The sequence below is a fragment of the Saccharicrinis sp. 156 genome (assembly GCF_050589685.1).
Lineage (GTDB): Bacteria > Bacteroidota > Bacteroidia > Bacteroidales > Marinilabiliaceae > Saccharicrinis.
The window spans coordinates 34,075-57,943 of sequence record NZ_JBNGOS010000041.1; the positions used below are offsets into that span (position 1 = coordinate 34,075).

Consider the following 23,869-nt stretch of genomic DNA (forward strand, 5'->3'; position numbering starts at 1 on the left):
TGTTTAGTAACCCGATGAGAACATTTTAAGATGATTACGATAAGCGGTAAAGGCATTTGCTCTCGAGATAAAACCACGGTATTTGCCTTTGTCGATAACTGCAACATTGAACCGTGCCGACTTCCTGAAAATCTCGACCAGATCTTCCATGCTATCGTCAGGACTAATGAAATACTCGGGCATATACATAAGGTCTTTCACTTTTACCTCTTCATACTTTTCCGGTTTAAATATAATCTCCCTGATATCATCCATTTTCACCATGCCTTTCAACATACCCTCATCATCCACAACCGGAAACAGGTTACGATGCGCCTTGGAAACCACTTTCACCAAATCACCCAAATTAGCATCCGGCGAAATGATAGCAAAGTCGGTTTCAATCAACTTATTGACCTCCATCAAGGTCATTATATTATGATCCTTATCGTGGGTCAGCAACTCTTTACGCTTTGCCAGCTGATGGGTATAAACCGAATGTTCCTCAAACGATTTGGCTGTGACATAACTAATGGTTGCCGTTATCATTAGTGGTAAAAACATACTATAACCACCCGAAAGGTCGGCTATTAAAAACAAGCCGGTAAGCGGTGCGTGCAATACACCAGCAATCAAACCGGCCATGCCTATTAAGGCAAAATTTTTAATGGGCAACTCTACCCAGTTAAAACGATTGATCAAGGATGCAAAAAGAACGCCCGTATTGGCACCCATAAACAAGGTTGGCGCAAAAATTCCTCCTACCCCACCACTGCCAAACGTAACGGAAGTAGCTATCACCTTTACGCCTATCGTCAGAGTCATTATAATTACAAAATTGATGAATGTATCATTCATATGCGCAAAAATACCTACATCGTGCAAATAAAACAGCTCTCCCTTTAACGCGCCGTTTATCACTTCGTACCCTTCCCCAAATAAATGAGGAAAAAATATCATTAAAATACCCAGGGATATAGCTCCAAAAATAAGTCGGTTCCAATCACTTTGTATTTTTTCGAAAAGTCTTTCGATGTATTTGTACATTCGCGTAAAATAGGTAGCTACCAATCCACAGCCTAACCCTAGCAGCACATAAAAAAACAGCTCTTTTAAGGTATAGGTATGTTCAATATTAAAAGGATACACCACCTCTTGACCCAAAAACAAATAAGAAACAACTACAGCCGAGGCCGAGCATAATAGCAAGGGCACCAGAGACGTCAACGTAAGGTCAAGCATGATGACTTCCAGCGCAAACACAATTGCTGCAATAGGCGCCTTAAAAATAGCCGACATGGCACCTGCACAAGCGCATCCCAGCAATAAAGTAATCTGTCGGTAGTTAAGGTGCAAAGCTTGTCCCAGGTTGGCACCAATAGCCGCCCCTGTTGAAACCGTTGGCCCCTCAAGCCCCACGGAACCCCCAAAACCAACCGTAAAAGAACTGGCTATCACCGACGATATCATGTTATGCCGATTCATTTGTCCCTGGTTTTTAGAGATAGCATACAAAACATTGGGAATACCATGACGTACCGGCCTGCGAACAATATATTTTATAAACAACACTGCCAATAAAATACCAACACCGGGAGCAACCAGATAAAGCCATTCAAAGCCCTTAATTGAAGTCACCCCATGAACCAGGTGATGAATTAAACCTACGGATTGTTTAATAATAACAGCTGCAAGTCCGGCCGCTATCCCAATCACTACGCTTAGAATTATCATGAACTGTCTGTTGCTCACATACCTAAGTCGCCAAATAAAGAATTTTTTCAGTAGAGTTTCCTTTGCCATCGAATTTGCTGAGGGTTTATGTTGCTCAATTTATGAATTATTTGTGTGCCTAGGAAACCCTTAGGCATCATAGTCTGTAATTTTTTCAATTATCCATTTGAACCCCTGAACTTTTATTTAAAATTATTGTTTAATTTTTATTATCAATAAATAAACATTTGATGTATCGTTTTTATATTTCATTTTTCTTATTGAGTATTTATTTTGTTGTTTCGGGTCAGTCCACAAGCTTGAAGGGCCTTGTTAAGGATGTATACTCAAACGAACCCTTAGCATTTGTAAACGTGGTAATCTACAACAGCACCACAGGTACTACAACGGATATGTCAGGTGAGTTTGAACTGGAAATAAAAGACAGGGAATTTGTACAATTAGAGCTCTCGTTTTTGGGTTATAAGAGTTTTATTACTGAAGAAATTATGACATCAAGCATACGTTCAAATTTTGTTGAAATATATTTAGAACCCACCACAAAAGAACTGTCCGAAATTACTGTCAAAGCATCCCCTTTTGCACAAAAAACAGAAAGTCCCGTATCATTGAGACGAATTGGTATTGATCAGATAGAGAAGAGTGCAGGTGCAAACCGGGACATTTCCAAAGTAATTCAGTCTTTTCCCGGGGTTGGAAGTACTGTTTCTTTTAGAAACGATATTATTGTTAGAGGTGGTGGCCCATCTGAAAACAAATTTTATATCGATGGAATTGAAATACCCACCATCAACCATTTTTCTACCCAAGGTGCTTCCGGTGGTCCCGTCGGAATGCTGAATGTAGATTTCATTCGGGAGGTAGACTTCTATTCCGGTGCATTCCCGGTTGCTCGCGGCAACGCGCTAAGTTCGGTGCTCGATTTTAAACAAAAAGACGGCAGTAAGGAACAGGCTGACTATAAAGCCGTATTAGGCGCCAGCGAAATGGGATTTTCCGTATCGGCTCCATTATCGAGAAAAACAACAGGGTTTGCTTCGATTCGTCGTTCCTATTTACAATTTCTCTTCAAAGCCCTGGATCTCCCTTTTTTACCAACGTTTACCGATTTTCAGTTTAAAACCAAAACCAGGATCAACACGAAAAACGAAATTTCATTCTTAGGTTTTGGAGCTATCGATGATTTTGAACTGAACGAAAACGCCAGCGATACCCCCGACAATCAATATATCTTATCGTACATACCTGTTAACAAGCAATGGAATTACACGATTGGCGCCAACTATAAGCACTTCTATGGAAAAAGTTATTTGTCCGTTATAACCAGCAGAAGTCATTTAAACAACGAAGCCATTAAATATCGGGATAATATTAAAGACGCACAGAACCTGATATACGATTATCAATCACAAGAAATTGAAAACAAATTTAGGACCGAACTCCATTCTAAATTTTTGAATATCAACTTTAACACTGGCCTTTCTTTTGATGACGTGCATTATAAGAACAACACTTACCGCCAAGATTACCAAAACGCTTCACTCTTGCAAATCTCTTATAATTCAGAATTGCGTTTTTTAAAATATGGAGTATTTGCATCTGCCGCCATTCCTGTTTTAAATGACAGGGTTAATTTATCCATGAGTTTTAGGATGGATGCCAACTCATACTCTAACAACATGAGCAACTTGCTGAAACAATTTAGCCCGCGTTTTTCCGCTTCGGTACAATTGGACACCCCCATCTTTTTTAATTTTAACCTGGGCAGATACTACCAACCGCCCTCGCTCACAACTTTGGGATTCAGGGACAACAATGAATCCCTAACCAACAAAAGCAATGGTATTAAATACATTTATGCCGATCATCTGGTTGCCGGATTTGAGTATCGGCCCAACAGCTATTCAAAAATTACGCTGGAAGGATTTTTTAAGAAATATAATGATTATCCGGTTTCAGTCACCGATTCTGTTTCTCTGGCAAGCAAAGGGGGCGATTTTGGTGTTGTGGGAGACGAAGAAGTTATCTCCATCGGAAAAGGGAAGGCTTATGGTTTTGAATTGATGGCACGCCAACGTTCCGCAAAAGGACTACATTTTATAGCGGCCTACACTTTTGTCAGAAGTAAATTCACCAATATACAGGGACAATATGTTCCCAGCTCATGGGATAGCAAACACCTGTTCACAACCACCATTAACAAAACTTTAAAAAAGAACTGGGACATTGGTGTAAAGTGGCGTTTTGTGGGTGGTTTGCCATACACGCAAGTAGATGAAAACACCACCAAACTAAAAAAAGCCTGGGATGCAACAGGGCGCGAATACTTGGATTATAGTGCGTACAACCAGAAACGTTTGGCTGATTTTCACCAGCTCGATATTAGAGTGGATAAAAAATATGTGTTTAAAAATTGGTCTCTTGGCATTTATCTGGATATCCAAAATTTATATAACTACAAAACCAAAGAGCCTGTGAAGTATGTGCAACAACTGGATGCCAGCGGATTACCGATCATTGAAAACCCCGATGCTGACCCAAACGAGCAACGATACATATTTGACAAAATAATTACAGAGAATGGAACTGTTTTGCCTACTTTAGGTATTATTGTTGAATTCTAAGAAAAAATCCTGTCTGTAAAAATGAAACAGACAGGATTTAAAAGCTGATTAAGGGATGGGATAACCCAATTCTTCTTCTATTAATTTAAAAACCTCCAAGTGTGTTTTCTTCTCAAGACTTCCATTAGCGCATTGTCGTCTTAAAAATTCTTTTACTTCTTCGTTCTTGTTGTAGAGATGGGTAAAATAATTTAGTTGATGGGGTTGTTTGCAGGAAAAAACCTGCTTGTCATTTGATTTACTTCTTGCCATAATTTATTGGGATTTTAAAATTGTTGTTTTGGTTGTATTGTTAAATTCAATATACCAAAAAACCAACTAAAAGCCATCATTTTAAGCGTGACAAATACGTGACATACCTCTATTTTTCTGAATATCAGGCAAATAAATTTTATAAGATTCTCTATCACAGCACTAACACCAACCATCCAACAATATAACTTTAAACATACGAGTATAATATTCTATTTAATCCGTCCGCTCCTTAATAGCTTAAAATCAATTTTGAGCACTAAAAATTTCTATCTTTGCACACTATCAAATTCGGAACAACCCATTTCGCAGAAATGGGTGCGGTACTTATCTATTTTTTACTATGGAAAACAGGATTACATCTTTATTCAATATAAAATATCCAATTGTACAAGCAGGCATGGTTTGGTGTAGCGGTTGGAAACTAGCATCGGCCGTGAGCAACAACGGTGGACTGGGTTTAATTGGTGCCGGCTCCATGTATCCGGCGGTACTCAGAGAACACATCTCCAAAATAAAACAGGCCACAAATAAACCCTGGGGCGTAAATATACCCTTGCTTTATCCTGAAGTGGACAAATTAGTTGATATAGTTATTGAGGAAGGTGTTAAAATAGTATTCACCAGCGCCGGCAATCCAGCCAAGTTTACTTCAAAACTAAAACAACATGGTATAACAGTTGTACATGTAATTGCCAATAGCCGTTTCGCCAAAAAGTGCGAGGACAATGGAGTTGACGCAGTAGTTGCCGAAGGTTTTGAAGCGGGCGGGCATAACAGTCGCGAAGAGACCACCACCATGGTTCTAATCCCTCTGATTAAAAAGGCCACAAATTTACCCATCATTGCGGCAGGAGGAATCGGAACAGGAAGAGGTATGGCAGCAGCTATGGCCTTAGGGGCCGATGGTGTCCAGGTTGGTTCCAGATTTGCTGCCAGCAAGGAATCGTCGGCACACCCCAACTTTTTAAAAAAGGTGGTTGAAGCAGGTGAAGGAGGAACTATTCTAACGCTTAAAAAGCTGGCCCCGGTTCGACTGATCCATAATAAGTTTTCGGGCCAAGTGGCCGATTTACAGAGCAAAGGAGCTACGATGGAAGAATTACAAAAATTGCTGGGGAAAGGAAGAGCTAAAAAAGGAATGTTTCTGGGTGACCTGGATGAAGGAGAACTGGAAATTGGCCAAATATCTTCATTGATCAACGAAATTAAACCCGTTAAAGAAATTATAGAAGATATGCTTTCGGAATACAGGGAAACACTTGAATCCTTCAGGGATAACGCATTTCAATTTTAATAGATGATAGAAATACAAAAATATAAACTAGACAATGGTCTGCGCCTTGTGGTACACCAGGATAAAACCACTCCTTTGGCAGCCATCAACGTATTGTACAACGTAGGGGCTAAGGACGAGGATGAATCTAAAACCGGGTTTGCACATTTATTTGAGCATCTGATGTTTGGTGGGAGCAAGAACATTCCATCCTACGATAACCCGTTGCAAAATGCAGGTGGCGACAACAATGCATGGACCAACAATGACCTAACCAATTATTACTTAACCTTGCCGGCCTCCAACCTTGAAACCGGTTTATGGCTGGAATCCGATAGAATGCTGGAACTTGACTTTTCGCAAGAATCTTTGGATGTTCAGAAAAAAGTTGTGGTGGAAGAATTCAAACAACGCTATTTAAATCAGCCATATGGCGACATTCCTTTACTGCTTAGGCCTTTGGCCTATAAGGTTCACCCCTATAAGTGGCCGACCATTGGTGCCGATATCAAGCATATCGAGGAAGCTTCCCTAAAAGAGGTAAAAAGTTTTTTTTATTCCCACTATGCGCCCAACAATGCCGTTTTAACCGTTACCGGAAATGTGGAGCCGGAAGATGTGTTCGCCAAGGTAAAAAAATGGTTCGGCAACATCCCTGCGCGAGACGTGGTAAAAAGAAATTTACCTGTAGAACCTGAGCAAACCGAAATGCGCGAGCTCACCGTGGAAGAGGATGTACCTTCAGATTTGTTACAATTGGTTTTTCATATGTGCGCCAGGACCGATCAGGAATACTATGCGACAGATTTGCTCTCAGATGTGCTGTCGAACGGAACCAGTGCAAGAATTTTTCAGCGATTGGTAAAGGAACGAAAGCTTTTTACTGATTTGCACGCTTATGTTTCGGGTGATATTGAAAAGGGCCTTTTCACCTTTGCCGGAAATATATCCGACGATGTGAATATTTACGAGGCAGAAAAAGCAATATGGGAAGAAATTGAAGTGATTAAAAACACTTTGGTCAGTGATTACGAACTGCAAAAAGTAAAGAACAAAGTAGAATCGTCTATGATGTTTTCTGAAATCAACTTCCTAAACAAGGCCATGAACCTGGCTCAGTTCGAATTGTTAGGTAAAGCAGAGGATGTCAACGATGAGGTTGAGAAGTACAACAAAGTTACAGCCGAGGAAATTCAACGCTGTGCCCAAACCATTTTCAAAAAGAATAATTGTTCCATACTATATTATTTATCAAAGGATAAAAAGGAGAAAGGATGCTAAAAAGAAAAGAAGTGCCGGCGTTTGCTTTGCCAACCGGCCTAAATATATTGGAACAAAAAGAGCTAAGACTGAACAACGGCATTCCGGTGCATTTTATTCAGGGTGGTACGCAAGATGTGGCCAAACTCGATTTTGTTTTTTCAGCCGGAGTTGTTCAGTCTGATAAGCCATTGGTAGCCTCGGTTACCAATTCCCTTCTTCAAGAAGGTACCCGTTCGATGTCGGCTTTTGAAATTGCTGAAAAAATCGATTTTTTTGGCGCTTACCTGGGACAATCGACGAACTACCATCATGCGCAAGTTACCCTTTATACCTTGTCGAAGTATTTGCCCCAAGTGCTTCCCATTGTTGAAGATATCATAAAAAACCCTGCTTTAAACCAGCACGAATTTGATGTTCATCTGGCCAAGAAACGACAGGACTATTTGGTAGATTCTGAAAAAGTCAGGACATTGGCTCATCGTAAATCGCAGGAAATCCTTTTTGGTGCGGAACATCCCTACGGTCGCGTAGCCAAACTCCCTCATTTCGAGGAATTAACTTTAGCGAATGTAAAAAACTTTCATAAAGAACAATATGCATCTAATCTTTGTACCGTTATTGTATCGGGTCAACCAGGAGACCATCTATTAGACCTGTTGAATAAATATTTGGGCGGAGATGATTGGTCGAACAGCACCGCCGACGAACATGATGTAGCGTTGCCTAATCCCCATGCCGAAAAATTTCATATCGAGAAAAAAGAAAATGCCATGCAGTCGGCTATTAAAATAGTACGGCCTTGCATCACCAAAGAACATCCCGATTACCTTTCATTGTTTATTCTGAATACATTGTATGGCGGATATTTTGGCTCCAGACTTATGAATAATCTTCGCGAAGAAAAAGGATTAACCTATGGCATCTCCTCGTACATGCTGTCCTTTCTAAAAGCAGGAGTTTTAGGTATCTCCACCGAGGTAGTGGCAGATAAGAGAGAGTTAGCCGTGGAAGAAATATTCCATGAGATGGACAAATTGAGAAACCTAGCCGTTGAAGAACAGGAATTAACCCGTGTAAAAAACTACATGTTAGGAGACCTAATGCGCAACTTAGACGGGCCATTTGCAGTGTCTGACGCTTTTAGAGGTTTGCTTGGGTTTGACCTGGATTTTACATATTTTACCAGGCTGGAGCAAACGATTAAAGACATGACTCCCGGTAAAATACAAGACCTTGCCAACAAATATTTGGCAAGAGATGATTTTTATGTAGTAATTGCAGGTAAATAGCATTTTTTTACTATTATTGCTTATGTTGGTTTTTAAAAATTATTGATTGATTACTGAAATATCCTTAATGAACGAATCAGTATCCGAAATAGAGGAGAAAGAGCTTATTCGACAGGAGTTTGAATACTTGGTAAGCATTTGTCCCAAGTGTCAAACAGAAGCAGGATTTAAGCTTGTCAAAAAAGCATTTGAGTTAGCTCGGGAAGCTCACAAAGGTGTGCGCAGAAAATCGGGAGAGCCCTATATTTTGCACCCGTTGGCCGTTGCCCGAATTGCTGCCGAAGAAATAGGACTGGGCAGCACCGGGGTTGCTGCAGCCCTTTTGCACGATGTAATTGAAGATACCGACTATACCTATGAAGACCTGGAAGCCATATTCGGAAACAAGGTAGCCTCCATAGTGGACGGACTTACCAAACTTTCGGGTGTATTCGATAAAAACCAATCTTCCCAGGCCGAAAACTTCAGGAAACTTTTACTTACCATGGTAGAAGATATCCGTGTTATCATCATCAAACTGGCCGATAGGTTACACAACATGCGTACCCTGGATTCCATGCCCGAGCATAAAAGGTTGAAAATTGCAGGCGAAACATTGTTTATGTATGCACCCCTGGCACACCGGCTTGGGTTATATGCGCTTAAAACCGAACTTGAAGATCTAAGCCTTAAATACGAGCACCCCTCAATTTATCTGGACATATCCAATAAAATAGAAACCAAAGAGCTTAAGAACAAAGAAATTCTGGACAAATTTACAGCTCCTATTTATACCTCACTGAACAACGCCGGAATTAAATTCGAGCTCATGTCCCGTCCTAAATCGGTTTATTCTACCTGGAACAAAATGCAGAAAAAGAATATTCCGGTAGATGAGATTTATGATGTTTTAGCTATTCGTATCGTTTTTAAGAGTAGCAAATTGATACCCGAAAAATCCCAGTGCTGGAATATTTATTCTTTAATAACTGACATCTACAAACCAAAACCAGATAGGTTACGCGACTGGGTTAGCACGCCAAAAGCCAACGGGTATGAAGCCCTGCATGCCACGGTAATGGGGCCTGCAGGCAAATGGGTGGAGATTCAGATAAGAAGCGAAAGGATGGACGAGATCGCAGAACGCGGCTTTGCGGCTCATTACAAATACAAGGGAGCGCACGAAAAGGAATCGGAGCTTGACATTTGGCTACAGCGCATTCGCGACATGCTGGCCAATCCGGTATCGGATTCGTTGGAATTTCTGGATGACTTTAAGCTCAACCTCTTCGCCTCCGAAATAATGATATTCACACCTAAGGGTCAGGTAAAAATCTTACCTAAAGGCGCCACAGCCCTGGACTTTGCTTTTGAAATACATACCCACCTGGGCTATAAATGTATTGGTGCAAAGGTAAACTATAAGTTGGTACCCATTAGTTACGAATTAAAAAGTGGCGATCAGGTTGAAATTTTAACCTCAGAAAAACAAGAACCCAAATACGATTGGTTAAATACTGCGACCACCGCAAAGGCTAAAACAGCCATCAAGGACACGTTTAAAAAGGAGCGAAAAGAATCCATTGCCAAGGGCGAAAAAATTGTAGAAGACGCCCTTAACCGCAGAAAACTAACCACTAATAACCGAATTTTAAGTAAAATTCTCCGTCATTATCAGATCGAGAAAAAGGAAGAGCTTTATTTTAAATTGGGTAACGGCTCCATTGTTCTTAAGAATGTAGATAAAATTTTAAGGGAAAAAACAAGCAATAAATGGATTAAGTATTGGGGATTATCGTTTGGCGGCAAAAAAGAGAAACCGGAACAGGACAAAAAAATAGATAAGCGCAAACCTATTGTACTAAATGATGACACCGATAAGGCCTCCTATATTATAGCCAGTTGTTGTAACCCTATTCCCGGTGACGATGTGGTTGGATATGTTGATGAAGAGGAAAAAGTTATCCTCCACAGCCGAAAATGCCCGATTGCGATTAAACTGATGTCGAGCCAGGGAAACCGGCTCGTTTCAGCCAAATGGACAACGCAAAAATTACTCTCGTTTTTAGCCATTATTAACCTAACGGGTATCGATCAAATTGGCATTGTCAGTAAAATGACCAAGGTAATCTCCGATGACCAGAATGTAAATATGCGCTCGATACATGTTGAAAGTCACGACGGCATTTTTGAAGGCTCCATTTACCTGTACATTCACAATGTGGAGGATTTGAACAATCTCATTTTCCGATTGATGAAAATCAAGGGCATTCATACCGTAACACGACAAGAAAGAATCCAGAAATAGCGAAAAATCAGATAACAGGTTTCAAGCTACAAATACTCCCTCGAGCACTTTTTTTCTCCTTGTTTTAATTTAGTCTAAACAATCGTTTCGTTTCTTTGCCAAATTCTTTATCTTTAAACCGTTATTCTTAATTAGTTTATATATGGATAAGGTGAAGGCCAAGGAGGAGGTGAAAAAAATATTCACCGAATTTCTTCAAAATAACGGACACCGAAAAACGCCTGAACGTTTTGCGATATTAGAAGAGATTTATTCGCGCGACGGGCATTTTGATATTGAATCGCTTTATATTTTTATGAAGAATAAGAATTATAGAGTGAGCAGGGCGACTTTATATAATACGATTGATTTATTGCTGGAATGTAAGCTTGTTATCAAACACCAGTTTGGTAAAAATATTGCGCAATTCGAAAAAGCCTACGAGTCGAAACAGCATGACCATTTGATATGTGTTAACTGTGGCAGTGTAACCGAGTTTTGTGATCCGGGCATACAATCTGTACTGAACAATGCCAGGGAGACCATGAATTTCCAGGTTTCCCATCATTCGCTTTATATTTACGGTATTTGCAAAGATTGCGCCGGAAAATAAGTTTGATCGCATCGCCTTTCACTAACCTTATCTTCTTTTTTCCTTGCGCTAATGCACGGTTTCACGCGTTGTGTAAAAATATATCCCAAACCATGACATTTTACCAGTTTTAATAACTATTTTTGCTAGTCGTAATTTTGCGCTGTGTGCTACTCTGCTTAAAAATACGATATTAACAAACGAAAACCGTTAATTACAATTTGCTTAACACATATCCGATTAACGGTTAATCGTGCGAGATAGAAAATTTTAAACACTTAAAACATTCATGATTCAACCTATTAACACACATGAAAAACTCAGTGTCTTTGCGTCTCTGCGTTCGATTTCTTGTGTCTTGACAGTTGTATCCTGATACTAATTTTAATTAAATGAAAGTAGATGTTCTTCTTGGTCTTCAGTGGGGAGACGAGGGTAAAGGAAAAGTTGTGGACGTACTTACCCCTAAATATGATGTTATAACCCGTTTTCAAGGAGGCCCCAACGCTGGCCACACACTTGAGTTCAACAATATCAAGCACGTATTGCACAACATTCCCTCAGGCATTTTCCACACCGACAAGATGAATATTATTGGCAACGGTGTGGTATTGGATCCCATCAGCTTTAAGCAAGAAATTGATGAGCTTGAAGCCAAAGGAATGGACTTAAATAAAAACCTGCTGATTTCGAAAAAAGCCCATTTGATTTTACCTACGCACCGCATTCTGGACGCAGCCTCTGAGGCTTCCAAAGGAAAAACAAAGATCGGTTCTACACTAAAAGGAATCGGCCCCACCTACATGGACAAGACGGGTAGAAATGGTTTACGGGTGGGTGATATCCTGAACAATTTCGAGAAAAAATATAACGATCTTAAAAAGAAACATCAGCAGTTGCTTTCGATGTATGACTTTGAGTACAATATTGAAGAGTTTGAAGCTGGCTTAATGGAAGGGATAGCGTGTTTGAAGAAATTTACCATTATTGACAGCGAACACAGGATCAACAATTTCCTTAAAGAAGGTAAGTCGGTATTGGCCGAAGGTGCTCAGGGAACTTTGTTGGATATTGACTTTGGTTCGTATCCTTTTGTGACTTCTTCCAATACTATTTGCGCCGGAGCATGCACAGGTATGGGCGTTGCTCCTAACAAAATTGGCGAGGTTTACGGTATATTTAAAGCCTATTGCACCCGGGTGGGTAGCGGCCCGTTCCCAACAGAACTGGCATGCGAAACTGGCGAAGAACTGCGTAAAGCAGGGCATGAGTTTGGCGCTACTACCGGTCGCCCGCGCAGGTGCGGCTGGCTGGATCTGGTTGCTTTAAAATATTCAGTGATGATTAACGGGGTCACCCAACTGATCATGACCAAAAGCGATGTATTAAGCTCGTTCAAAACCATTAAGGTAGCTACTGCCTACAAAATTAATGGCGTAGAAACGGTTGAATTCCCGTTCGAGCTGCCCGAAAACCTTGAGGTTGTTTATACAGAACTTCCGGGTTGGGCAGAAGATTTAACCGGAATGAAATCAGAAGATGAGTTCCCGGAAGAGTTAAACAACTACATCAACTATTTGGAGGCCGAACTTGAAGTACCCATTAAAATCATTTCGGTAGGTCCGGACAGAGAGCAGACCATTGTTAGAGAAGATAAGTAAGAAACTATAAAAAGTGACGGGGTGAATATTTGCATATGGCAAATATTCACCCCGTCACTTTTTAACTCGCCCTGTTCACCTACCATTTTTCCTCCGATCACTTTTTAAGAAAACTTGATAAGGGTATTCCCCAACTTTGGTATCATGCTATCCAACAAGCGTCCCATTTCTGTGCCTAAAGCTTCGATAGCCTACAAACAATAAGGTAAGGTAATATAAACTCATTGACGGTTTATTTCCTTCGCAATTGGCATCCTGACAATAAAAGTCATCGCCTCAGCAGGCTTTGTGATGATACTTGCATCATCGTAAAAATCGGTGGCCCTATGGCTACAATATTATATATGTGGGCAGGCGTTTCGATTCTTCTGTTTTGTTGCCTTCATCATCTTCAACAATGCATCGTATATATCCCAATAATGCTGTCAGAAGATAAAAAAGAATAATGGCTTAACCCGGATTATGCATTAGAACTTCGTTGTGAACATTGAAAGTGCAATAAAACAAGGCTTTACTGAAACGAGGCATAGCATCGTTATGGTGAGTTGAAGTGAAGCAGCGGAGTGTCTTGTTTTGAAACAATTTCAATGTGTAATAGATTTTCTAATGCTATTGCGGGTTTAAAAGAATGCATAATAAAGGGAGCAAAGTAAACCCTGCTCCCTTTATTATGCTTTATACAATAATTCGATAGGTAGTATCCTTCTTCGAATACCTTCAATATTTGAATTCCTTCTGAAAAATCAAGAATAAAAAATTTAGTTTAGATATACATGGCATAGTACTCAGACTCAAATACCGTGACAAGCACCTCCTCTACCTCACGGACTGAAGGATTAATGTCGAACACATAATCCGGTTCAAGATAAATGATATCTTTTTCGTTTTTAAAACGCTCTTCACCTCCACCAGTAATGTTCAGCATAATACAATCATCTTTTTTCACAACCCCATCCTTAACTGCATTCATCAACGTTGCCGTTGCTACGGCTGCTGCCGGATGAATATCGTTGCCTTCCGTATCTTTAAAGATGCGGGCTGCTTCCAGTGCCTCTTGATTGGTTGCACACAACACATCACCACCGGCTTCCTTCATCGCATCGTATAGGCCGCCACATATAGGATAAGGAGGTTTACGATTCGACAACACTTTGGCGTCAATTTCTTCCACTTGCCTGCGAGCCACATTATCATCTAACGGAAGCATCGCTCTCGAATCTGCTTTCCATGCATCGTGAATCGGTACGAAAGGGGTATTTTGGGAAACCATCAATTTCATAAAGTTGGTGCCAAAACGCCCATCTTCCAACAATCGCAAATTGGCTTCCCAAGCTGCAATTGCACCTGTTCCACTACCTACAGCCTGAAAATAATAATCAGGAATACGTCCTATTGTGGTAACAGCGGATAACGTAGTTGTACCCATACCATCTCTTCGGGCAACATTCTTTGCACCTCCCTCGGCAATGTATCCATCTATTTCACAGGCCAGGTTAGATAAGTGAATCGCGTCAAAATAATCACTTCCTGATCGGGTAACCACTAGCTTAACATGACTCTTTATAGGCTCATCGAACCATAGTGCATTGATATTATCCTCGGGCACACAAAGCAGTAATGGAATATTATTGTCGGAACAAACACGGGCAAAAGCACGGGCGGTATTACCCGCCGAAGCTACAACCAAAACGTCTCCATTATCGGAACTCAAACGTCCGCCAACAGCATAAGCTTCGGTTTCCTTGAATGAGCAGGTCCTGAAGTTGGCACCTCTTTCGGGCCAGTAACCGCTAAATGTAATATAAAGATTGCTTAGACCAAGATGTTTGGCCAATCCTTCACTCTTATAGGTGATGGGGGCGGAAGACCCTTCCAGCATTTTATGAACAGGCAACCAGTCTGCAAAACGAAAGATGCCATATGATGCATCTTTAACATCAATTTGCTTTTTCTCATAAATTGCCCTAATTAAAGTAGGCTCCTTCTCACATGCCGACTCCAGAGTCCAGCCCTTATCCTTAAATTGCTTACCGGTTTTAACTGACTCCAACACATATGAAGTAGGCTCTATTTGCTTTGTCATAAACTAATGATATTTGTATTGCAAAAGTATATGTTTTCTGCGGCTTGGTAAAGTTTTATTTAAAAAAGTTGCTTAATTATGTAGGATTTTTTTAACAAATTTTATGCCTTTCCGAAAAGTTTGGCATGCACATTTGTTACCAATACTATTACGACAAATTGGAGAGCGGGGTTACAAAGAAAGAAAATAAATAGGAACACCATTCTATTTTTCCATGGCTTGCATATTTTATCATTAGGAAGAATTGTTAGTGTATAAATTATAACTCTATCCCCTTTGGGGAAATTTTGAATGACCCCTGGCTCTATAGCCCGATGCCCTGGGTTGTTTCTACAACACTCCTTCGTGTCGTTTTGCGGTGGACGACCCGCACAAATTAAAGTGTTAATGGAATTAGTTGATTCTGAAACAACAAGTTCATCGGAGTTATAACATTAAGAAAGTTGAATTATTTCCTTACCCTTAATATCCTGCCCAAAAATAATAATCCCAAAATTGCCAATAGGTTGCACCTAAATGCCAATTCGATCAGGAATATTTGCATATTGTTTCATCAAAGCAAGGTAAGATTTTCGATCACAATAGCCATCGGCTAAGCTTTCGTTTTCTGACCTTAAGGAATTTGAAGAATTCCTAATAACAGATCTCGGATAATATTCGGGGAAAGTCACTGTTTAACCCGGATTATGCATTAGAACTTCGTCGTGAACATTGAAAGTGCAATAAAACAAGGCTTTACTGAAACGAGGCATAGCATCGTTATGGTGAGTTGAAGTGAAGCAGCGGAGTGTCTTGTTTTGAAACAATTTCAATGTGTAATAGAATTTCTAATGCATATTGCGGGTTTAATCAAATAAGGCCGGATCAAACGATCCAGCCTTATTTTATAACAAGAATTTTATATCCTACATATGCTTGTAAGCACCTAAATCATCCAAAGCGAAGCTATGAATAAACTCTGCCCTGGCTTGGTTTTCGGACTTACCCATTTTTATATAAATCTCGGTGGATGACTTAAACTTCTCATCACGTTGAGTATCCAATAACAACAGGTAACCCATTACAATATGCCCGGCCATTTCAACCAAACGGCGCGCATGGAAATCGATATACTCATTATCTTTCACCTCAACCACCGTTTTTACTGCATGCACATATTCCTCTGTCATGCCAATTAATGTACGACGGTATCCATGCAATTCGGGGCGAAGCTCCATGGCCTCATATTCCCGGATCCTATCTAAATAACCACCCGTTGTTACTCCACGTATTGCAGCAACCACCTGTAACTGAGTAGTCCCCTCGTAGATTGAAGTAATACGGGCATCACGATAGATACGTTCGATGGGGTAATCCTTCATAAAACCGGAACCTCCATGTATTTGAAGTGAATCGTAAGCCAATTGGTTGCTATACTCACTGGTCATACCTTTTAACAGTGGCGTAAAGAAGTCGGCCATCTTCTGGTATCGCTTCATTTCTTTACGTTCCTCGGGCTCTAACTTACGCTCCTCGCTAATGTGCATATACGTTTTGTACATGTCCACCATGCGCGATGTCTCATACAACAATGTACGTGAAGCATCCAATTTGGCTTTCATGGTAGAAAGCATTTCGTATACTGCCGGAAATTGGATGATAGACTTGCCAAACTGTTTACGCTCATTAGCATACTCCAATCCTTCGCGGTAAGCGGCTTCGGAAATCCCTATAGACTGTGCTCCAATACCTAACCGGGCCCCGTTCATCAGGGCCATCACGTACTTGATGAGTCCCATTTTTCGGGAACCCACCAGCTCTGCCGGCGCATTCTTAAACACCAGTTCACAAGTTGGCGATCCTTTGATACCCATCTTGTTTTCGATACGACGAACGATGACCGCTTTTTCGTTTCTATCGTAAATAAACATGGACAACCCGCGGCCATCTTGCGTAGCGTCCTCTGAACGTGCCAGCACCAGGGATACATGTCCGTCTCCATTGGTGATAAAACGTTTTACACCGTTCAGGTACCATCTCCCATCTTCTTCGTTAAAAGTGGCTTTTAACTGAACCGCTTGCAAATCGGAACCTGCATCAGGTTCGGTTAAGTCCATGGCTGCGGTTTCGCCATTTGAAATACGCGGCAAATATTTTTGCTTTTGCTCTTCACTGGCAAATTCGTTGATGGTCTCCGCACAATCCTGCAGTCCCCATATGTTCACAAAACCGGCATCGGCCCGCGAAACAATATCGGCAGCCATGATATAAGGCACAATCGGGAAATTCAATCCTTCGTATTTACGGGGAAGCGTAATTCCCATTAAACCTGCCTCAACCAAAGCTTCCAGGTTTTCCTGCGTTCCTTTGGCATATATCACTTCGTTATTCACAATCTTTGGACCTTCCTGGTCTACACTTTCAGCGTTAGGAGCTACGATGTCACCACAAATCTCACCAACAATCTCCAACACCTTTTCGTAGCTGTCCATGGCATCTTCAAAATCCATAGGTGCGTAATCAAACTTATCTTTGTCGGCAAAATTACGCTCCTTCAATGCCACAATTTTTTCCATTAACGGGTGTGTCAGATGGAATTTCAAATCGGGGTTATCTGTAAAAAAATTAGCCATTACTTAATATTTTTATAGTATCAAGATGTAAGACTGATTTACACGATGTAACAAAAACATCTATCATTCATGCACAAACACCTATATCCTAATTTCTACTTAGTATTCTTTTTATATAATTTAATCAATTTGGGAACGATTTCGTTCACATCGCCATTAATCACATAATCGGCAATTTTGTTGATTGGTGCATTAGAATCGTTATTGATGGCAATCACCATCGACGACTCTTCCATACCCGCTGTGTGCTGAATCTGTCCTGAGATACCGCAGGCGATATACAGTTTAGGACGTACGGTGACTCCTGTTTGCCCGATCTGACGCTCATGGTCGGCATATCCCGCATCTACTGCCGCCCTGGATGCACCTACTTCAGCACTCAACACTTCTGCCAATTGAAATAACTGATCAAACCCTTCTTTAGAACCCATTCCGTAACCACCGGCGATTATAATGGACGAGTTCTTAATATTAACTTTTGATTTCTCCATATGACGCTCAATTACCTTCACCACCAATTCTTCCGGCTTAAGGATTTTATCAACGTCAATATTTTTTACTTTGCCCTTGTGTGCTTCATTGTACACTTCCATTTTCATCACACCCTCACGCACCGTAGCCATTTGTGGACGGCAGTCGGGGTTGATGATAGTTGCTACAATATTTCCCCCAAAAGCAGGACGAATCTGGTATAACAGATTCTTATAATCCTTACCCGCTTTTTTATCGGTATGATCTCCAATCTCCAAAGCTGTACAGTCGGCAGTCAATCCACTTTGCAGTGCGGATGAAACACGAGGACCTAAATCACGACCCAAGGTGGATGCACCCAACAAGCAAATCTCTGGTTTTTCCTGCTTAAAAAGGTCTACTATAATTGATGTAAATGGCAGTGTGGTATAAATTTCAAGTCGTTTATCATCACCTACATGCAACACATCTACACCAAAAGGATAAACCTTTTTTTCGATTCCTTTTAAATTGTGACCCAACACAACTGCTTCCAGCTTGCAGTCCAGGTCGTTGGCAAGTGAACGGCCTTTAGTTAGCAGCTCGAGACTAACATCAGCTATCTTACCTTCTTCTATTTCGCAAATTACAAATACGTTACCCATTATTAATTGATCAAGATCAATTTGAGACAATCGGTAGAGACAATTAGATTATTAGACAATCTTATCTCCATCCCATCAAAATTGATTTTTGTTAAACAAAGATTTTACTTATCCGATCGTATGATTTTCAATAAGTTCCACAATCAGCTCTTCCAATTCCTCCTCGTTATTAGAAATACGTTTTGATTCCTTGGCCTGGAACACTACGTTTTCAATTTTCTTTACTTTGGTAGGAGAACCGGTAAGACCTAACCATTTGGTGTCGGTTTCGATATCGTTCACGCTCCACTCCTCAATAACCAGGTATGGACGATCATTTGTTAAATCGATGTAGTCTTCGCTTTGATCTTGTGTTTCGGTAACCGTTTTGGCATGTTTATACTTCATTACCCTTTTTGCGTTTCGCGGACGACAATCGGGAGCCGAAGCATTTACTGTAATAACACAAGGCAGGGGAGCTTCTACTGTTTCTACTCCTCTTTCCAACCTTCGCAACACGGATATTTTTCCATTTTCTGCGGAGTTCACGTGCTCGGCATAAGTAATTTGCGGCAAGTGTAGTTTTTCTGCCACTTGAGGTCCAACCTGGGCGGTATCTCCGTCAATGGCCTGACGACCAGCTATAATAATATCGAAGCCCTTCATTTTTTTGATAGCGCAAGAAATTGCGTAAGAAGTGGCTAATGTATCTGAACCGGCAAATGCCCTGTCGGTTAGCAAATAGCCTTTATCGGCGCCACGGTACAATCCTTCGCGGATTACGTCGGCTGCTCGCCCCGGCCCCATCGTCAAAATAGTAACCTCCGATCCTTCGTAACGATCTTTCAACCGCAGGGCTTGTTCCAACGCATTTAAATCTTCAGGGTTGAAAATAGCCGGCAATGCGGCACGGTTTACCGTTCCATCTGCCTTCATAGCATCTTTCCCAACGTTTCTGGTGTCGGGGACCTGCTTGGCAAGGACAATAATCTTTAATCCCATTTTTATACTGATTTTATAGGTGATAAATTTTTTTTCTTCAGTCCAAATTATTCCAAAAGTTAAGTCTGTACCCCCTAATAGTTAGCGGGACGACAGAAATTCCGTAAAAATCTTTTCCAACGCTATTCACTTCATCTATGTCGGGACAGAACCTGAACTCCATTTAAATATAAATTACGAATGGTTCAGGTTGGAATAGCAAACAAATTTAGAAAAAGCAATGGAAATCGCAACCAAATCACATTTATTTAAACAAAATCTAAGAAACTGCTGTTTTACAGGTAGAAAAAACACGCCAAAACGCCATCGACATGAGAAAATTGTTATTCATTATACTAACCAGCTCAGTATTACTCAATATGGAAGGACAGAAAAAAGTCTACAACAAACTCTCGCCGGAAGAAAAAAGCGTCATATTAAACAAGGGCACAGAAATGCCCTACACAGGAAAGTACACCGATAACAAAAAAAAGGGAACCTATATTTGTAAACAATGTGAAGCTCCACTTTATTATTCCGACGATAAATTTGATTCGAATTGCGGCTGGCCCAGTTTTGATGACGAAATAAAAGGAGCTGTAAAAAGAGTTCCGGATGCTGACGGTAGAAGAACAGAGATAATTTGCAACCATTGCAAAGGGCACCTGGGCCACGTTTTTTTAAACGAAGGGTTTACGCCCAAAAACACCCGCCATTGCGTTAACTCAATATCGTTAATTTTTATGCCGGATGAAGATAAGTCAAACCCAAAGCACAAAAAGTAGAAATTAATCCGCCTTACTTTTTCAAATAAGTAAAAAAACAGTTTATTTTTGCACTCATTGGCACGATTTTTCGTAAACAAGTTTTGGATTTCATATTCATTTAATCCAAACTTGTCAACGATTTACTAATAAATAACGCTGTATTTTCACAATGAAGTTTTCCCGTCATCTCCAGTCAAACTTAATCATATCCATAACTGTCGTTTTATTTTCAATTGGCTCCCAGCATAATAGAGCTCAAACACTTGAACAAGGCTTCTGCATTGCCATCGAGAACATCAAAAATGTTGGGAACTTAAGCGATACCATTAAAAAGCAAAGCGAATATTGGAGTTCGTTAAATTTAAACCATAAATTTTTTATTGTTGATTCTGCTCGTTTTGCCAAGAATCAGATTTTAACCATTAATCCCGACTACAGGGAATACAAGGATTATGTGATGAGCCTAAAATTCTATCCAAATACAGATATGAATATTAAATATAAGCCCACTCTGGTAAAAGAACAATTATTATATTCCCATAAAGGTTATTTAAGTATTTTGGAGGATGGAAACAATTGCAATATTGCATTAGGGCCGATTTTCAGTACCCAAAAAAAGAACGAGGAAATTTTTATCGAACACCCGAAACTGGTTAAGCACGTTTGGAAAACCATACCTGAACCACATAGGCTGATTACCGACCGAAAACAACTTAGCAGACGTTCGGCCAGGGAAGGTATAGCTGGGTTACTGACAGAAAAAATAAATTCGCCGGATAAATTAGATAAGCGAACTAAGAATAACGGCCCCTGGACACTAAGCGGTACGGAGAGCATCCAATTTTCCCAGGCGTATTTGGAAAACTGGGCCAAGGGTGGGGAAAACTCTATAGCCTTACAAAGCGACTTATTGCTCAAGGCCAACTATGAGAAAGGTAAAATAGAGTGGGAGAATTATGGGCGTCATAAAATAGGTGTGATTGGTACCGAGAGTTACGAAACCCAGATCAATACCGATCAGATAACTGCCAACAGTAAATATGGAATCAGGGCTTCAAAGAAATGGTACTATAGTGGGGTATTCGATTTCAAGACGCAGTTTTTCAATGGTTTTAAGACTAAAAACCGCGAAACCATTATCTCCGGATTTATGTCTCCAGCCTACTTTACCTTTGCTATCGGTATGGATTATAAGCCCAATAAAAATTTTACACTGCTGTTGTCTCCGATAACTTCTAAAATCACTTACGTGAAGGACAATAAAAAGGTTGACCCAACAACGTACAACGTTAATGAAGACAAACATGCAGCATACAATACCGGAGCATCTTTAGTGAACAACCTCAACTGGAAAATATCAACTGAATTAAACCTGAAGTCGCAGCTGGAAGCATTTGTGGGTTATGCCGGAGAGGACGCACTAACACAAGTTGACTGGGAGTTGACATTTGATATGAGAATAAACAGGTTTTTATCGACCAGAATAAATACGCAGCTAAGGTATTTTACGAATGAAGCAGATAAAAAAGTTCAGTTCAAAGAGAACTTCTCAATCAACTTTAACTACAAATTCTAGGCGTTTATCAATTTTATCAGGCAATTAATAATTTTTAACAATTATTTTTAGCTTTTCCTTTGCAAATAAAAAAATGCCATATATATTTGTAAGCATCATCAAAAGATATTAACAGAGCAATGCTCGACAAAATATTGAAGAACTTAAATTTTCTCATAGTTTAGGGTTAGGTTTGGTTAAAGATTGAAAGCCGCTGTCAAGAATGTTTGATAGCGGCTTTCTAATTCTATCTATTCCATATGAAAGGTTGCAGGCCAATCTTATCTACTACGGTTCGCATGGGTTTTTCACCGTAGGGCAATTCCAGCAGGTTGGCTATGGCATCTGCCACAAGTTGAGGTTTCTGTTCGGGGTTGCTCTCCAAAGCTTTTCCAATTCCCTTGTTTACACTGACCTCATCGGTAACGTCCATATCAACCAATTGTACCCCGATTGATTTAAGATCATTGGCAACTGTTTCATTTTTGCCTGAGGTAGATCGCATTGTACCCACTACTTCATGTCCTTTATCCACAAGCGCCTTGCTTGTCAAAAACCCAAATCCTCCGCTTGCTCCGGTAATAATTATTTTTTGTTTCATGATAGTACGAAATATTGTTAAAACAAAGATTTTTATTCCGGCTAACATAATCTACAACAGGTAGGGAGAATTATTGTTCTTTAAGAATAAAATCTACGCCTGCTTTTGCGTGAATTTCAGTTGTATTAAAAACAGGAATTTTCAAATCAGCCTTTCTAATCATTAATGGGAATTCAGTGCATCCCAAAACGACCCCTTCAACACCCATATCAATAAATGACTGAATAACTTTGGTCACATAATCTTTAGATTCAGGAAGAATTTTACCAAAAGTTAATTCTTTTTGAATTATTCGATGCAATTCATCCACAACAAAATTCTTTTGGGGAGTATAAACCTGAATATTATTTTTTGCTATTCTATTGGTTATAAATGTTTCAAGCATAGAATACCTGGTCCCTAAAAAACAGACCCTATTAATTCCTTTCGATTTTATTTCTTTGGCAGTTGCATCAGCAATGTGTATGATGGAAGTATGAATTTTGGGTTCCACCATATGATATACCTTATGTGGCGTATTGGCACAAAACATTAGTTTCTCGGCTCCTGCATTTTCCAGTTTTCTTGCTGCTTCTATCAACAGTTCTGCAATCCCTTCCCAATTGGATGCTATTTGATATTTGTGTATCAGTGCCTGGTTTAAAGTGAACACCAACAAAGGGGGATTCGTATTATTTCCAAAATAGTTATTAACACGTTGATTAATATACCTGTAATATTCAATGGTGGAATGCCATGATGTTCCTCCTATTAGGCCAAGCGTTCTCATTATCTCATTCTTTTAATTAACCTGAATATCATTAAACGTAAAGCATTAATATAACAGGCCAAAGTATTCTAACAAAAATACTATTTATTTTCTTCCGAATAGGTTTATTACATAACCTATCAAAGAGGCAGCAAAACTCCCCGACTTATTGGAGTTAATCCCTCATCCAATCCGGTGGTTTTAATCATCCCTTGTATCCATAAAAAATGTGCATTAGGCAAAATAACATAGTCAACAAGGTATTATTTGGCGATTTCATAAAGCTCATTAACTTTTCGTCATCACGAAGACAGGTCTGAAAACTTAGGTTAAAAAACCACAGAATTACAAATGATATTACACATTGAAATTACTTTAAAACAAGACACTTCGTTGCATCACTCAACTCACCAGGACGATGCTCCCGAAAGTAATCCATAGCCGTTAACTTAAGGGAACCTATTGGTACAAAAACACATACACAGACGGACT

General features: G+C 40.1%; 17 protein-coding genes. 9 read left to right on the forward strand and 8 right to left on the reverse strand.

Annotated features, from left to right (window positions below):
* Nucleotides 1–3 precede the first annotated feature (3 nt).
* A complete protein-coding gene (locus ACRD64_RS20920) occupies nucleotides 4–1,782 on the reverse strand; it encodes a chloride channel protein (RefSeq protein ID WP_430935721.1) in 1,779 nt (592 codons plus the stop codon).
* Between the two features lie 161 nt (nucleotides 1,783–1,943).
* Here ACRD64_RS20920 and ACRD64_RS20925 point away from each other — a divergent pair, with 161 nt between their 5' ends.
* On the forward strand, nucleotides 1,944–4,337 hold the full coding sequence (locus ACRD64_RS20925; protein WP_430935723.1) for a TonB-dependent receptor: 2,394 nt from the start codon (nucleotides 1,944–1,946) through the stop codon (nucleotides 4,335–4,337).
* 48 nt (nucleotides 4,338–4,385) lie between these two features.
* On the opposite strand, the gene ACRD64_RS20930 is transcribed toward ACRD64_RS20925, so the two are convergent.
* Complete coding sequence (locus ACRD64_RS20930) at nucleotides 4,386–4,589, reverse strand: hypothetical protein (RefSeq protein ID WP_430935725.1); 204 nt, start codon at nucleotides 4,587–4,589, stop codon at nucleotides 4,386–4,388.
* 343 nt (nucleotides 4,590–4,932) lie between these two features.
* Between ACRD64_RS20930 and ACRD64_RS20935 the strand changes: the two genes are divergently transcribed.
* The 6 genes from ACRD64_RS20935 to ACRD64_RS20960 all read left to right on the forward strand — a co-directional run bounded on the left by ACRD64_RS20935 (nucleotide 4,933) and on the right by ACRD64_RS20960 (nucleotide 12,936).
* Complete coding sequence (locus ACRD64_RS20935) at nucleotides 4,933–5,886, forward strand: NAD(P)H-dependent flavin oxidoreductase (protein ID WP_430935727.1); 954 nt, start codon at nucleotides 4,933–4,935, stop codon at nucleotides 5,884–5,886.
* Between the two features lie 3 nt (nucleotides 5,887–5,889).
* On the forward strand, nucleotides 5,890–7,146 hold the full coding sequence (locus ACRD64_RS20940) for a M16 family metallopeptidase (protein WP_430935729.1): 1,257 nt from the start codon (nucleotides 5,890–5,892) through the stop codon (nucleotides 7,144–7,146).
* Nucleotides 7,140–8,417 carry a M16 family metallopeptidase gene (locus tag ACRD64_RS20945; protein ID WP_430935731.1) on the forward strand — a complete coding sequence of 426 codons (1,278 nt, stop codon included), beginning with the start codon at nucleotides 7,140–7,142 and terminating at the stop codon, nucleotides 8,415–8,417. The genes ACRD64_RS20940 and ACRD64_RS20945 overlap by 7 nt, the downstream gene beginning before the upstream one ends.
* Nucleotides 8,418–8,484: 67 nt before the next feature.
* Nucleotides 8,485–10,704 carry a RelA/SpoT family protein gene (locus tag ACRD64_RS20950; protein ID WP_430935733.1) on the forward strand — a complete coding sequence of 740 codons (2,220 nt, stop codon included), beginning with the start codon at nucleotides 8,485–8,487 and terminating at the stop codon, nucleotides 10,702–10,704.
* A gap of 142 nt (nucleotides 10,705–10,846) precedes the next feature.
* Nucleotides 10,847–11,296, forward strand: a complete 450-nt coding sequence (locus ACRD64_RS20955) for a Fur family transcriptional regulator (protein WP_430935735.1) — start codon at nucleotides 10,847–10,849, stop codon at nucleotides 11,294–11,296.
* A gap of 371 nt (nucleotides 11,297–11,667) precedes the next feature.
* Nucleotides 11,668–12,936 carry an adenylosuccinate synthase gene (locus ACRD64_RS20960; RefSeq protein WP_430935737.1) on the forward strand — a complete coding sequence of 423 codons (1,269 nt, stop codon included), beginning with the start codon at nucleotides 11,668–11,670 and terminating at the stop codon, nucleotides 12,934–12,936.
* Nucleotides 12,937–13,699: 763 nt separating this feature from the next.
* Here the strand turns inward: ACRD64_RS20960 and ACRD64_RS20965 are convergent.
* The 4 genes from ACRD64_RS20965 to ACRD64_RS20980 form a co-directional block, all read right to left on the reverse strand.
* Nucleotides 13,700–15,019 (reverse strand): cysteate synthase, encoded by a 1,320-nt coding sequence (locus ACRD64_RS20965; protein WP_430935739.1) that lies wholly within the window; start codon nucleotides 15,017–15,019, stop codon nucleotides 13,700–13,702.
* A 905-nt stretch (nucleotides 15,020–15,924) separates the two neighbouring features.
* Nucleotides 15,925–17,631, reverse strand: a complete 1,707-nt coding sequence (locus ACRD64_RS20970) for an acyl-CoA dehydrogenase family protein (protein ID WP_430935741.1) — start codon at nucleotides 17,629–17,631, stop codon at nucleotides 15,925–15,927.
* 95 nt (nucleotides 17,632–17,726) lie between these two features.
* Nucleotides 17,727–18,746, reverse strand: coding sequence for an electron transfer flavoprotein subunit alpha/FixB family protein (locus ACRD64_RS20975; protein ID WP_430935743.1), 1,020 nt, complete (start codon nucleotides 18,744–18,746; stop codon nucleotides 17,727–17,729).
* A 108-nt stretch (nucleotides 18,747–18,854) separates the two neighbouring features.
* Nucleotides 18,855–19,727 carry an electron transfer flavoprotein subunit beta/FixA family protein gene (locus ACRD64_RS20980; protein WP_430935745.1) on the reverse strand — a complete coding sequence of 291 codons (873 nt, stop codon included), beginning with the start codon at nucleotides 19,725–19,727 and terminating at the stop codon, nucleotides 18,855–18,857.
* A gap of 311 nt (nucleotides 19,728–20,038) precedes the next feature.
* On the opposite strand from ACRD64_RS20980, the gene ACRD64_RS20985 reads away from it, so the two are divergent.
* On the forward strand, nucleotides 20,039–20,491 hold the full coding sequence (locus ACRD64_RS20985; RefSeq protein ID WP_430935747.1) for a methionine-R-sulfoxide reductase: 453 nt from the start codon (nucleotides 20,039–20,041) through the stop codon (nucleotides 20,489–20,491).
* A gap of 151 nt (nucleotides 20,492–20,642) precedes the next feature.
* Nucleotides 20,643–22,049: a DUF3078 domain-containing protein gene (locus ACRD64_RS20990; RefSeq protein WP_430935749.1), complete on the forward strand. Its 1,407-nt coding sequence runs from the start codon at nucleotides 20,643–20,645 to the stop codon at nucleotides 22,047–22,049.
* Nucleotides 22,050–22,275: 226 nt separating this feature from the next.
* On the opposite strand, the gene ACRD64_RS20995 is transcribed toward ACRD64_RS20990, so the two are convergent.
* A complete protein-coding gene (locus tag ACRD64_RS20995) occupies nucleotides 22,276–22,629 on the reverse strand; it encodes an SDR family NAD(P)-dependent oxidoreductase (RefSeq protein ID WP_430935751.1) in 354 nt (117 codons plus the stop codon).
* 70 nt (nucleotides 22,630–22,699) lie between these two features.
* A complete protein-coding gene (locus ACRD64_RS21000) occupies nucleotides 22,700–23,398 on the reverse strand; it encodes an aspartate/glutamate racemase family protein (RefSeq protein ID WP_430935753.1) in 699 nt (232 codons plus the stop codon).
* Nucleotides 23,399–23,869: the final 471 nt, after the last annotated feature.